Annotated in this window: 15 protein-coding genes; 2 read left to right on the top strand and 13 right to left on the bottom strand. The window is 31.0% G+C overall.

The genetic code is table 11. The features are described 5' to 3' along the window. Positions 1-25 precede the first annotated feature (25 nt). The 12 genes from MHH94_RS04465 to MHH94_RS04410 form a co-directional block, all read right to left on the bottom strand. Positions 26-1,384, bottom strand: a complete 1,359-nt coding sequence (locus MHH94_RS04465) for a gluconate:H+ symporter (RefSeq protein WP_048540617.1) — start codon at positions 1,382-1,384, stop codon at positions 26-28. Positions 1,385-1,396: 12 nt separating this feature from the next. Beyond that, entirely contained in the window at positions 1,397-2,932 is a 1,536-nt protein-coding gene (gene gntK, locus MHH94_RS04460) for a gluconokinase (protein ID WP_058591839.1), read from the bottom strand. Positions 2,933-2,941: 9 nt separating this feature from the next. Continuing rightward, positions 2,942-3,649, bottom strand: coding sequence for a GntR family transcriptional regulator (locus MHH94_RS04455; RefSeq protein ID WP_058591838.1), 708 nt, complete (start codon positions 3,647-3,649; stop codon positions 2,942-2,944). 142 nt (positions 3,650-3,791) lie between these two features. Further along, positions 3,792-4,982, bottom strand: coding sequence for an amidohydrolase (locus tag MHH94_RS04450; RefSeq protein ID WP_058591837.1), 1,191 nt, complete (start codon positions 4,980-4,982; stop codon positions 3,792-3,794). Positions 4,983-5,032: 50 nt separating this feature from the next. Further along, positions 5,033-5,236, bottom strand: coding sequence for a hypothetical protein (locus tag MHH94_RS04445; protein WP_025905081.1), 204 nt, complete (start codon positions 5,234-5,236; stop codon positions 5,033-5,035). Between the two features lie 61 nt (positions 5,237-5,297). Continuing rightward, the gene (locus MHH94_RS04440; RefSeq protein ID WP_107609443.1) at positions 5,298-6,026 is read right to left on the bottom strand and encodes an ABC transporter permease subunit; all 729 of its coding nucleotides are present in this window, start codon (positions 6,024-6,026) and stop codon (positions 5,298-5,300) included. After that, entirely contained in the window at positions 6,023-6,895 is an 873-nt protein-coding gene (pmtC, locus tag MHH94_RS04435; RefSeq protein WP_078354816.1) for a phenol-soluble modulin export ABC transporter ATP-binding protein PmtC, read from the bottom strand. Before pmtC ends, MHH94_RS04440 begins: the two co-directional genes overlap by 4 nt. Positions 6,896-6,912: 17 nt before the next feature. After that, positions 6,913-7,578: a phenol-soluble modulin export ABC transporter permease subunit PmtB gene (gene pmtB / locus MHH94_RS04430; RefSeq protein ID WP_119469796.1), complete on the bottom strand. Its 666-nt coding sequence runs from the start codon at positions 7,576-7,578 to the stop codon at positions 6,913-6,915. Further along, the gene (locus MHH94_RS04425; protein ID WP_084756424.1) at positions 7,575-8,231 is read right to left on the bottom strand and encodes an ABC-2 transporter permease; all 657 of its coding nucleotides are present in this window, start codon (positions 8,229-8,231) and stop codon (positions 7,575-7,577) included. The genes pmtB and MHH94_RS04425 overlap by 4 nt, the downstream gene beginning before the upstream one ends. Beyond that, positions 8,232-9,107: a phenol-soluble modulin export ABC transporter ATP-binding protein PmtA gene (gene pmtA / locus MHH94_RS04420; protein WP_084756420.1), complete on the bottom strand. Its 876-nt coding sequence runs from the start codon at positions 9,105-9,107 to the stop codon at positions 8,232-8,234. It abuts the gene before it with no gap. 1 nt (position 9,108) lies between these two features. Further along, entirely contained in the window at positions 9,109-9,486 is a 378-nt protein-coding gene (gene pmtR, locus MHH94_RS04415) for a PSM export ABC transporter transcriptional regulator PmtR (RefSeq protein ID WP_048540607.1), read from the bottom strand. A gap of 156 nt (positions 9,487-9,642) precedes the next feature. Beyond that, a complete protein-coding gene (locus tag MHH94_RS04410) occupies positions 9,643-10,926 on the bottom strand; it encodes an aminotransferase class I/II-fold pyridoxal phosphate-dependent enzyme (RefSeq protein ID WP_058591830.1) in 1,284 nt (427 codons plus the stop codon). Between the two features lie 164 nt (positions 10,927-11,090). Between MHH94_RS04410 and MHH94_RS04405 the strand changes: the two genes are divergently transcribed. Next, entirely contained in the window at positions 11,091-11,267 is a 177-nt protein-coding gene (locus MHH94_RS04405) for a hypothetical protein (protein WP_048540605.1), read from the top strand. A 51-nt stretch (positions 11,268-11,318) separates the two neighbouring features. On the opposite strand, the gene MHH94_RS04400 is transcribed toward MHH94_RS04405, so the two are convergent. Beyond that, positions 11,319-12,131 carry a MetQ/NlpA family ABC transporter substrate-binding protein gene (locus tag MHH94_RS04400; RefSeq protein WP_048540604.1) on the bottom strand — a complete coding sequence of 271 codons (813 nt, stop codon included), beginning with the start codon at positions 12,129-12,131 and terminating at the stop codon, positions 11,319-11,321. A 115-nt stretch (positions 12,132-12,246) separates the two neighbouring features. On the opposite strand from MHH94_RS04400, the gene MHH94_RS04395 reads away from it, so the two are divergent. Further along, positions 12,247-12,765 carry a methylated-DNA--[protein]-cysteine S-methyltransferase gene (locus tag MHH94_RS04395; protein ID WP_078354820.1) on the top strand — a complete coding sequence of 173 codons (519 nt, stop codon included), beginning with the start codon at positions 12,247-12,249 and terminating at the stop codon, positions 12,763-12,765. The last annotated feature ends 29 nt before the right edge of the window (positions 12,766-12,794 follow it).

Here is a 12,794-nt window from a genome sequence, read left to right as displayed (position 1 = left end):
GTTTTAATATTCATATTTAAATATTTTAAACAAATAGACTTATAAATAGTATAAAGATAATACCTGAAACTGAGATAACTGTTTCAAGAAGCGTCCATGATAAGAATGTTTCTTTCATCGTTAAACCGAAATATTCTTTAAACATCCAGAAACCTGCATCATTCACGTGTGACGCGATTACACTACCAGCACCAGTTGCTAATACGACTAATGCTAAATTAGCATCTGATGATTCTAATAATGGCATAACAATACCAACTGTTGATATCGCAGCAACTGTAGCAGAACCTAATGCTAATCTTAGTACTGCTGCAACAATCCAAGCTAATAATATTGGAGACATTGCAGTATCTGTAAATAGTGACTCAACTGTTTTACCTACGCCACCATCAATTAATATTTGCTTAAATGCTCCACCGCCACCGATGATTAAGAGCATCATACCGATTGGATAAATGGCATTTGTTAATGTATCCATAACTTCTGTAACTTTATATCCTCGTTTAAGTCCCATTGAATAAATAGCAAATAATACTGAAATTAACATTGCAGTACCCGCTTCACCAATAAAACTAATAAAACCTAAAATACCTTGTGGGTTTTCTGGTGAACCTGTTAATAAATCTACAATAGTAGAAATAAGCATAATGAATACAGGTAATAAAGCTGTTAAAGCAGAAATTCCGAAGCTAGGTGTTTCGTCTATATTGAATGTTTTTTGTTTACCTAATGAAGCTAAGTCACCTGACTTAGTAAATGCTTCTGGAATTGCTTTTTTCGCAAATTTTGTAAAAATAGGACCTGCAATAATCGTTACTGGTATTGCAACAATAAAGCCGAATAGTAATACTTGACCAATATCTGCACCAAATTCTTTAGCGATCATGACTGGACCTGGGTGAGGTGGTAAAAATCCATGCGTAACAGATAATGCAGCTGTCATTGGAATACCTAAGTATAATGTTGAAACTTTAGACTCTTTAGCAATTGTAAAGACAATCGGAATTAATAATACTAACCCTACTTCGAAGAATAATGCTATACCAATAATAAATGATGCTGTTACAACTGCCCATTGAATGCGTTTTTGACCAAATTTATTAATCAATGTATGTGCAATTCTAGTTGCACCGCCTCCGTCTGCTAGTAACTTACCTAACATAGCTCCGAGACCAAATATTAAAGCAATGTGACCGAGTGTAGATCCCATTCCTGTTTCAATTGTACCAATGACTTTGCTTAGTGGCATACCAAGCATAATACCTGTTAACATAGCCGTGATAATCAGAGATACAAATGTGTTAAGTTTTAGCCACATAATTAAACCTAATAATATTACAATTGCAAGTGCTACAATTAATAATGGTGCAATTTCTGAAAACATATAAACATCTCCTTATGAATGTGTTGATTGAAATTCTGAAATTAAATCGTATTCTTCATTTAATTTACGACTTAAATTGATGTAAATTGGGATTAACGATTGGTAAATATCGACATTCTCTTGGTTAGGTTCATGTTGATATGTTTTACCGACCATTTCGCTTAAAACTTCAAAATCCTCTATCTCCCCAATAGCTTTTAATCCTAATATACAAGCACCTAAACAAGAACTTTCGTAACTTTCTGGTACTTCAACGGAAGTATCAAATATATCTGCCATCATTTGGCGCCATACTTCACTTTTAGCAAATCCACCTGTTGCTTTAATTTGTTCAGGTGCTTTATCCATCACTTCTATTAAAGCGAGATATACTGTATATAAATTAAGTAGAACACCTTCTAACGCAGCACGTATCATATGTTCTTTTTTATGAGACAGTGTCAAACCAAAGTAACTACCTCTTGCATTCGCATTCCAAAGTGGCGCCCTTTCACCAGCTAAATATGGATGGAATAACAAACCATTTGCCCCAGGTTTTACTCTACTTGCAATCTTAGTTAAGACATCATATGAATCAACGCCAAGTCTTTTAGCTGTTTCAACTTCACTTGCTAACAATTCATCTCTTAACCATCTTAGAACAACACCACCGTTATTCACCGGTCCTCCGATGCAATAATGATCTTCTGTTAATACGTAACAGAATATTCTACCTTTATCATCTGTCTTTGGTTTATCAATAATTGTTCTAATAGCACCGCTCGTTCCAATCGTTACAGCTACTTCTCCTTCACGATAGCTATTAACACCTAAATTGGACAATACGCCATCTGAAGCGCCGATTACTATCGGTGTATCTTCATTGATGCCCATAATATCAGCATAATTCTTTTTAACTTGTTTCATAATATGTGTTGTTGACACTAATTCAGGTAATTGTGTTTCACTAATTTCAAGCAAGGATAAGACATCTTTATCCCAATTTAATGTATTCAAATTCATCATACCTGTCGCTGAACCAATTGAGTGGTCCATAACGTAAGTTTCAAATAATTGATAGAATACATAAGTCTTAATATCTATCCATTTCTCAGTATTCTTGAATATATCAGCATGTTCATGTTTTAACCAATAAATTTTTGATAATGGAGACATTGGATGAATAGGTGTACCTGTTCTTTTATATATTTCTAATCCATTATGTTCATTATTTATCTTATCTGCGTATTCACTTGCTCTATTATCTGCCCAAGTGATACATTCAGTTAATGGCTGATTGTCTTTATCCATTGCTATCAAGCTGTGCATCGCACTACTGAAACTTAATAATTTGATTTCTTCTGGCTTAGCACCAACTTCTCTAATCACTTTTTTTACTGTAAATAGTACAGCGTCGAATATTTCTGCAGGACTTTCTTCTGCAACGCCAATCTCATGGGTCGTCATTGGATATTCTATATTATGTTTTTTCAAAAAGTTCCCTTCGCTATCATAAATAACAGCTTTAGTACTCGTTGTACCGATATCTACACCAATCATATATTTCATTACAAAATCCTACTTTCTATCTATATTAGTTTGAGAATTCCACAAGACATCAATTTGTTCATCAACGTCATCAAAATTAAAATGAAATGCTTCTTTCATTTTATTTCTATCTTTATTTTCAATCGCTTCAATATATACTTTATGGTTATGAATCACTCTTTTAAAATCTTCAGGTTCATTCTGCATTCTTTTTCTCATTGAAATCAAAACTAAACATTCCATAACTGGCGTTAAATTGTGCCATATCATTTCAATGTATTGATGGTGAATAGCAGTGATCATTGATTCATGAAATAGTAAATCCAATCTCGTGAATTCATCTGCATCTTCAAATTCAACAGCTACAGTCATCATTTTTAATATTTTATTCAGCTGTTTAATCACTTCATCATTATTTTCAACTAGTAATCTTTCAAATACAAATGACTCTAACATCAACCTAATGTCATATATTTCTTTTTGGTTTGCTTTAGATAAACCCATAACAACTGCTCCCATACGCTCTAAAGATATAAGTCCATCTTGTTGCAGGAGTTTAAGTGCATCTCTTACTGGCGATCGACTCACTTCAAATTGTTGAGCAATTTTATTTTCACTTAACTTATCGCCTTCTTCTATAATCTTACTTATAATTGCTAGCCTAAGTTCACTCGCTACTTGCTCTCCCGTTGAACGATGCTTTAACCATTCGCTTGGATAATGATAATGATGTTTCATAAAATACCTCCAAACTTCGTATACTTGTATACAAGTTATTGTAAACGTTTTCGAATTATTTGTAAACGGTTACTGCTCATTTTTTAAAATACAAAAAAGAGTTTAGGAAATTTTCAAATCCCAAACTCTTATAAATATAGCGTTATTCTATTGATAATCGATTTAGTACAACTTCCCCTAATGCTTTACTCGCCGTTAACAAAGCATCTTCATTTACGACAAATTTCGGACTATGGTTAAAGTGTGCTTTATCAATTCCATATGGTTTGCATCCGACAAAGAAAAATGTACCTGGTATTTTTTCAAGATATATCGCAAAATCTTCAGAACTCGTTAATTGTTCATGTTCTTTTAAAGATTCAAAATAATCACCTTGACTCGTTGCTAAAATATCTATTAAGTAATCTGTTTGTTTATAGTGATTGACTAGTGGAATACAATCTAATTCATATTTAAACTCACATCGTATATTAAATGTATCTTCTAATCCTTTAATTAACTGCTCTATTTCATCATGGATTTGATGCCCAATACGACTTTCCATATATCTCACATCACCAGCTAATTCAACACTATCTTGTATAACATTTAATGATCCTAAACCATTAAATGAACTAATCGTAACGACGCCCATATCAAATGGATTCAGCCTTCTCGATACAACTGTTTGAACATTCGTTACGAAAGTACTCGCTGCCATTATGGCATCGTTCGCAAGGTGCGGACTTGATCCATGACCACCTTTCCCTTTAACTTTAAGATGAAATAATGATCTACCACCCATTGTGGGACCTTTCCTATATGAAATAACATCAGGTGTATAATCAGGGAATAAATGAATACCATAGATTTCATCCACACCATTTAAATATCCTGACTGCATCATGTCAATCGCTCCACCTGGTGCTAACTCTTCGGCATGTTGATGGATAATCATAATCTTACCTGGTAAATACGCTTTAAGTTCGATCAAACATTCCGCAAGTATTAATAAGTATGCAGTATGTGCATCATGCCCACAAGCATGCATCCATCCTTTATTTTTAGAACTAAATGGTAATCCTGTATCTTCAGTAATATTTAAAGCATCAAAGTCTGCTCGTAATGCAATTGTTTTTCCCGGTAAACTGCCTTCAATCTCTACAATCAGTCCGTAATTACCACCAATGCGTTTATGTATAACGACATCTTTATTTTCATAAAATGCTTCTATATATTGTGAAGTCTTCACTTCAATAAATGACGGTTCAGGATATTGATGTAAATATTGATAATGCTTAATCATATCTTGTTCTTTTTGTTCAAGCTTTTTGAATAGTAAACTACGTAACATAGATTCACCCCCTCAATTTCATAAAAAGTAACTACTACGAAATGTAGTAGCTACTTTTTTTCATTTTTATCTTTTAATTTATCTGGATGTTCATCAACTTTATCTTCTTTTTCAAATTTCGCTAATACGGCTGTTAAGAAAAATCCTAGTCCAGCTCCAATCATTAATGAGCTAGGTGTACCGTGGAAAAAGAAACTTGCGACAATACATATTATACCAATAATGATATAATGTTTAATAAATTTTTTACCCAAAAATATCCCTCATTCTTATGTCTAATAAGTTAAATTTAACATAGAAATGAGGGATAAACCATTAAATATTCTTATTTCTTATCATGTAATGATTGATACCCGTAAATACAGCAATACATGCTACAGATATCCATATTTGTGATACTTTCATTGTTAGTAAACCTTGATTCAATATTTTAGGTAAAAAGTCTAAAGGATTGTATTTCATCATTTTTGATAAATCTTCTCCTATTTCAGGAATAAATATAAATGCATCAAAGATATTAGGTAAAAATAATATTAATATGATGGCAGTAGTATAAACAACTGCCGATTTACCTGTAAGTAAATTAAGGATATTTAATAATGTTCCGTAAAATAGCATGATAAGTAGAAATTCACCAAGCATTTTGAAATAGTCAGTGACACTTAATTCGCCTGCATCGATAATAGTTGATGCTAATAATGTAAATAGCGTACCTAAAATCGTAAATATAATAACAATGCCAATGATAGATAGTAACTTGCCATATAAATACTTCACTCTATTTGTTTTAGAATTTAAGAACAACTGAATCGTGCCATACTGCATATCACGTACTATCGTTCTAATAGAGAACATTAATAATACAAGTCCTCCAAATACGAAGAACATAGCCAATACAACTTGTGCATCAAATGGTCCATCTAATGTTTTAACAGAAATCATGATGGCTATTCCTGGAAACAATGAAATGAGAAATCCTAAATAGCCTAATGGGCTTTTAAATATTCTCGTTAAATCATATTTTACATGTTGGGCGATATTCATGATACTTCAACTCCTTTGTTAATATTAAAGTATTGATCTCTTAAAGTCGTTTTATTATTTTGAATAAACTTAGGATAAATATTTTGAGCGCTTAATACTTTTAACACTTCTTGATAATCTTGTAGTGCTTCAACTGAAATAATCGATTCTTGTTTATTACTTGTTACCACTTTGTAATTCATCGTAAGAAGATTAAGCGCCTCATTATAGTTTGAATGGTCAAAAATAAATTTGGTAACATCTTTTGATTGAGCTTTCATATCGTAATCCTCAACGATCGCCCCATCTTTCATAAATACTGTTCTATCGCATATTAATTCAATATCTTCTAATTTATGACTTGAAATAAGTACTTTAATATTCAAATCTTTACTTACTTTTTCTAAAGTTTTTAAGACGTCAATCGAACCGTCTGGATCCATCCCGTTTGTCGGTTCATCTAAAATCAAATATTGTGGTTTATTCATAAGTGCCACTGCAATAGATAACTTCTGCTTCATACCCATTGAATATTTTTTTACTTTTTTGTCGATATAAGGCTTAATGCCAAATGACTCGATTAACATATTGATATAATCATCATCTACATTTGTCCCTAATACATTTCTAAAGAAGTTTAAATTATAATAACCCGTTTTATTTAAATATAATTTTGGATTTTCTATTAAATAACCCACTTTGTCACTATTTTCTTTGTTGAAAGTTCCTTCATACTTCATAATATTCTGGTTCATAATTTTCATTAATGTTGTTTTACCTACACCATTTTTACCTATTAGTCCGACAATTTGGCTTTCCCCAAAATCAAAGTCAATATTTTTGAGGATATGTTGCTTACCGTAATACTTTTGTATATTTTTTAATTTCACGATTATTCACCTCTCCTTTAAATTGTAATTGCATGCTTTCGCGCTTTATTGATTGAAATGATATAACTCACGATAAATAGAATCATGGAACAGCCTAAAAAGATAGACATATCGTGTGTCGTAAATATCTGAGATTGTATGGAAAAGAATTTAAGCACATAATTTATAAACTGTATTGAGTTTGGTACAATTGCACCGACTATAATCATCCAAAATATAATAGGAATATTGATCAATCTTTTATACTCAGCAAATGGCAAGATTAAGCTGATTGTTAACAAATTTCCTGCAATACTTAAACACATTCCTGAAATGTCGTATGAAACCTCAATACCTTTTTCTTGTATTAAAAATGCTACAATTGTACATAAACCAAGTAGTATTTGTGTGAATAAAATAAATATTAATCCTGTTAAATAATGTGCATTAACGACTGTTGATTGCTTAACAGGCAAGCTTAAAAATGTATATTCGGAATGATTTTTATTGATTCTATTAAATAGAAAATACATTGGCACTAAGAACACAATATGGATCATAACGACGAGTATGCCTAAAATAGCTATTTTAATAAAACCATCAATTGGTAATACGACTATTAATGGTAATAACAATGCTGTAGCCAACATTAAATATAGGTATGATTTTGATAAAACTAAGTTTCTATATAATATTGCCTTCATTTTATACCTCCATAAACCGTAATTTGATCTTGATTCGCTTGTTTGATAGCTCTACTAAACTGAATCAACCATATGATTGCAACGATTAATAATATGATTGCTGGTGTATAGTATAAAAATATTTTCCAACCTAATAAATCAGCAAATTGGCGAGATCGATTCGAATATATACCAAAGTAAAACATTGTGAATATGCCATACATAGCAACTAATATCCAAGCACCTAATTGATTAATATTTAAATGAGCAAATGTTGGATAAACGATGCTTAACGTAAATAAATTCGTTGCTACAATAAATAACCCAGCTTGTAAAAATATTGTGTCTTGTTTTATGAATGCTATGACCATAATCATGATAAATGAAACACCTGTTACTAATAAGTTATATAAATAATGCCCTTTTACAATATCAACTTTAGAAATTGGTAAACTCATATAAAAGATTTGACTACTTTGTTTATTTAAAAATATCGCATGATTAATACTATGAACTGAAACGACTGCGACAAAATATACCGCTAATACATTCATGAGTTCTATATTTTGAAAAGATACAGTAAACTTCGTTATAAATACTAATCCGAAGCAGATTAAATAAAGTAAGTAATACCCCTTCTCATATTGAAAGTTCCGGTAGAAAACAGCTTTCATTTATACCACTTCCTTATCGAATTGATCTTTCTCAATTCTTACCATAATATCCTCTATTGATGGTGTTTCAACAACTACTTCATTTCCAAATAACTCAACAAATACTGAGCTTTGTCTTGTTAATCCTGAGAAACCTGTATTCGTTTCTTTCACACTGATTAATAACGATCTTAATTCATCATCAAGTATGGATTGGTCTCCTTTAATGATTCGATAACCATCTGTTAAATCATCTACACTTTCATTAATAACAATGGCTCCATTTTTCAAATAAACGATATAATCAGCAATTTTCTCTAAATCTGAAATAATATGTGTAGAGAAGAAGATAGTTTTTTCTTCATCAATTAACTCTCTTTGTAGAATTTCAAGCACTTCATTACGTACGACTGGATCAAGTCCTGCAGTTGGTTCATCTAGAATGTAAAGTTCAGCATGGTGACTTAATGCGATTGCTAATGACAATTTCATTTTCATACCTGTTGAAAATTGCTTAATTTTTTGTTTATAAGGTAATTTAAATTCTTTAATATAACCTTCAAATACATCGTGGTCCCATTGTTTATAATATTTACTGACAACTTTCTCGATTGTTTTAATATTCCAGTTTTCATACATATATAATTCAGAATAGACAAAGCCGATTTTATTTTTAATTTCAACTGGATTCTCACTTAAATATTCTCCAAGTATTTTTAAATCTCCACTTTGTTCTTTAAGAAGGCCCATAATTATACGAATAATAGTAGTTTTACCAGCACCATTCGCACCAATAAATCCTGTTACATAACCTTTACGTACTTCAAAATTAACATCTGATAATTTAAGATTTTTATGACTAAAATTTAGATTTTTAACGTCTATCGCATTGTCCATTTTATTCACCTTCCTCATAAATCAAATTAACGATTTCATTGAGTTCTTTAACATCCATTCCGATTAACTTTGCTTGTTTAGTTAAATCTCTTGCTAAATCCTCTATGACAATAAACTGTTTTTCTTTCATGATTGAGGGGTCTTGTGATTTTACAAAAGTGCCTTTCCCTCTTATGGTCGTGACAAATTGCTCTTGTTCTAAATCAACATAAGCACGTTTAGTTGTTATTAAACTGACACCTAAATCACTTGCTAACTCTCTCATAGAAGGTAATGAAGCACCCTGTTCTACTTTACCTTGTAATATTTGTGCTTTGATTTGTTCTTTAATCTGTTCATAAATTGGTTGATTACTATTATTTTGAAGTAGAATCTTCATGTTTAACCTCCCTCTCTCTAACTGTGTATAAAAAGTATATACATTATATACATATTTGTCAAACATATTCAACAAAAAGCTTATAAATTAGCGTTTTTAGACACAAAAAAACAGAGTGTGTATATACAATATATATACACACTCTGTTTAATTTTATTATTTTAAGTCATTGATTGCTTTAGCAATAGATTCAAATACATGTTCTATATCAGATTTTTCAATACAGCTAAACGCAATACGGATATCTGTTTTATTTAAAGCAATAATACCGATACTATACTTCTCAATTAAATGTAATCTTAATTGCTCAGGGTCTACATCTAACACTTTAAGTGCCATAAAGTAACCTGAATTAAATGCATACGGCTTCCATAATGATTTAAATTCATCACGATAAGCGACTTCTTTAGTTACTTCATATCTTTCTTTTAAAATATTCACGTTATGATCAACTTGATCTTGGAAAGAAGGATCTTCCATTGCATGAATAATTGCAGTTTGGCTTGGTAAAGAACAACTTGATAAGTTACTTCTAATTAATCCTTTTAATTTAGCAACTAATACATCTTTAACAACATCATTTTGACTACCAAATGTTAAGAAACCAACACGGAAGCCCCATGAGAAGTATTCTTTAGTTGCCCCATCAATTTTAACCGGCATAATATTTTCATGATTTAGCGCAGTTATTGCTGTAAAGACAGATTGTTTATAAACATCTTCAAAGAATAATCCATAATAAGCATCATCAACTAAAGTAATTACTTGCGTACCTTTATCAGCTAATTGTTTAATAGCTTCAACCATTTCTTTTACTTCTTCAACTACTGGTGTATAGCCTGTTGGATTATTTGGGAAGTTTAAAACGAGAATAACTTTTTCTTTATTATATTGTTCTAAAGCATGTTTGAAATATTCTAAAGTGTAACTGCCATCTTCTTCAAATGCTTTATAAGTTTCAATGTTCGCACTATGTCTTACACCAAAAGCTAATTTATAGTTCCCCCAGTTATGTTCAGGTAATAAAATTGTATCTTGGGCATCTACAAATAAGTCTCCAGCTAAAGATAATCCGTGTGTTAATGCATTTGTTACGACTGGTTTAGAAATATCATCAGCACTTAAATCAGGATTGTCTTTTAAAATTTTATGTTGCCATAATGTACGTAAACGTTCATCACCTTGTGGCGGTGCATATGGGAATATATCACTTGGATCTTGGGTACCAAATTGGTTATATAAAGCATCTGTGTACATAATACCTTCATCAGTAGTTGCCATACCGATTGTTGCATTATACTTTGTACCTTTTGCTTCTCCAGATTGTGATAAAATACCCTTTGGATAATAAATAGATTTACCTAAATCGGAAAGCATATCTAATACAACAGGATATTCTTTTTTCAGTTGTTCATTTAATTCTAATGCTAGTGGGTTCATAGAAAGTCATCCTCTTTCATTGTTATGATACTTCTATACTAGACGAGAATTATGAAAATTAAAAGTGTGTTCACTAAATTTCATCATTTAATTTTAGAAAATGATCCCTTTTTGGATAACAAAGAAATAATTGATATAATAAATAAAGTAAAGGAGCAAAATATATGTCTACAATTACAAAAGTTCTCGTTGGTTTAGCTATAATCTGCTTAATTATTGGAATAGGCATTCAAATAAGCGGCAACTCAGGCATTCAATTTACATTCGCATCAATATTATTTTTAGTAGCTGCATTTATAAGTAGAAATGGCGACCGAAAAAAGGCTAATAAAAAGAAGTAAAAAAATATAGAGACTGGAACATAAGGTAATGTCCCAGTCTCTATATTTATATTATGATTGCTTTGGTATTTTCCAATAATCATCTTTATTTTCTTTATCTAATACTTTCTTAAATCCTTTTGATTGATATGCCTCTTTTATATCTTTTACCCATTTAGCATCTTTATTTTTACTATCTACAACAACTTGTAAATATAAATCTTCTACTAAATCTTCTTTTAGAAGTCCTTTAGCTGGATCAACTTTCGAAGCGTAAACAATTGAACCTGGTATAACTGCATAATCAACTTCGTCTAAAATTCTAGGAATATTTGCAGAATCCATCGTTTTGATGTTAAGATTCATTGGATTATCAGAAATATTTTTCTTCGTGATTTTAATATCATTTTTATCTGCATTTAATTTAATCCAACCTGCTTTTTCTAATAAACGATAAGCTCTAGCTGCATTTGATGGATCTTGTGGTATAGCTATTGTATCTCCCTTTTTAATACCTTTAAGATCTTTATTTTTATTAGAGAAAATTTGTGCAGGCACTGTTGGTATTTTAGTAATATTCGTTAAATCAGCATCTCTTTCTTTATTAAACGTATCCATATACGCTTTATGTTGATCAACGTTAACATCCACACTACCTTCTTGCAAAGCAACATCAGCTTGTAGTAATTCAGTGAAGTCTTTATCTTTAACAGTATAACCTTTCTTCTCTAATTCAGGTTTAATACCTTTCAAAAACAACTCACTATAAGGTCCCGGTGATGTAGCAATAGTAATTTCCTTCTTTTCTTTGTCATCATTATTTCCACAAGCTGCTACCACAACTGATAAAATAAGTGTCAAAGCTAAAAATATGTATCTTTTCATAAAAACGCCTCCCTTAATTCCGACTAAACTCATCTGTTTAATTACTATATTATCATTTAGTAATCTAAAGTCAATCAAATTTTTATATGTTAAACTTTCATTAGGAGTGATAATTATGGCTTTATATCAAAAGTTAATTCAAACGAATGCTGGTGAAATGTTAGCAATTGCTAATAATGAGTACTTATTAATGTTACATTTTACGAATAAACCTTCGTTAGAAGAAGAGTTACAAATTGTACGTAAACAACTTAATTCAGAAATTAATGATGAAAGTAATCATGTTTTAGATAAGCTTGAAGAGGAATTGAATCTTTATTTTGAAGGTAATCTTTCTAATTTTACAACACCTATACATTTTAATTTTGGTACACCTTTTCAACAAAAAGTGTGGCGTGCTTTATGTGATATTCCGTTTGGCGAGACGATATCTTATAAGCAGTTAGCTGAAAATATTGGTAAACCTACTGCTTTTCGTGCTGTCGCTAATGCAAATGGTAAGAATTTTATTACGATTCTTGTACCTTGTCATCGTGTGATAGCTGCTGATGGTTCAATTGGTGGATATTCCAGTGGCATAGAACGAAAAGAAATCTTGCTTGATATTGAGAAAAATAAAAGTAACATCGGCTAATATTTTCAACCGATGTTACTTTTTTTAGT

Origin of the sequence: Mammaliicoccus sp. FSL K6-3158 (genome assembly GCF_038005105.1) — a bacterium.
Classification (GTDB): domain Bacteria; phylum Bacillota; class Bacilli; order Staphylococcales; family Staphylococcaceae; genus Mammaliicoccus; species Mammaliicoccus sciuri.
This window is presented reverse-complemented; position numbering and strand designations above follow the sequence as displayed.

What these genes read in the sequence shown, in the direction of transcription:
- MHH94_RS04410 (WP_058591830.1), bottom strand. Translation starts at nt 10,926, where the DNA reads ATGAACCCACTAGCATTAGAATTAAATGAACAACTGAAAAAAGAATAT.
- MHH94_RS04400 (WP_048540604.1), bottom strand. Translation starts at nt 12,131, where the DNA reads ATGAAAAGATACATATTTTTAGCTTTGACACTTATTTTATCAGTTGTG.
- pmtA (WP_084756420.1), bottom strand. Translation starts at nt 9,107, where the DNA reads ATGGACAATGCGATAGACGTTAAAAATCTAAATTTTAGTCATAAAAAT.
- MHH94_RS04405 (WP_048540605.1), top strand. Translation starts at nt 11,091, where the DNA reads ATGTCTACAATTACAAAAGTTCTCGTTGGTTTAGCTATAATCTGCTTA.
- pmtB (WP_119469796.1), bottom strand. Translation starts at nt 7,578, where the DNA reads ATGAAGGCAATATTATATAGAAACTTAGTTTTATCAAAATCATACCTA.
- MHH94_RS04450 (WP_058591837.1), bottom strand. Translation starts at nt 4,982, where the DNA reads ATGTTACGTAGTTTACTATTCAAAAAGCTTGAACAAAAAGAACAAGAT.
- MHH94_RS04465 (WP_048540617.1), bottom strand. Translation starts at nt 1,384, where the DNA reads ATGTTTTCAGAAATTGCACCATTATTAATTGTAGCACTTGCAATTGTA.
- gntK (WP_058591839.1), bottom strand. Translation starts at nt 2,932, where the DNA reads ATGAAATATATGATTGGTGTAGATATCGGTACAACGAGTACTAAAGCT.
- MHH94_RS04395 (WP_078354820.1), top strand. Translation starts at nt 12,247, where the DNA reads ATGGCTTTATATCAAAAGTTAATTCAAACGAATGCTGGTGAAATGTTA.
- pmtR (WP_048540607.1), bottom strand. Translation starts at nt 9,486, where the DNA reads ATGAAGATTCTACTTCAAAATAATAGTAATCAACCAATTTATGAACAG.
- MHH94_RS04425 (WP_084756424.1), bottom strand. Translation starts at nt 8,231, where the DNA reads ATGAAAGCTGTTTTCTACCGGAACTTTCAATATGAGAAGGGGTATTAC.
- MHH94_RS04440 (WP_107609443.1), bottom strand. Translation starts at nt 6,026, where the DNA reads ATGAATATCGCCCAACATGTAAAATATGATTTAACGAGAATATTTAAA.
- MHH94_RS04455 (WP_058591838.1), bottom strand. Translation starts at nt 3,649, where the DNA reads ATGAAACATCATTATCATTATCCAAGCGAATGGTTAAAGCATCGTTCA.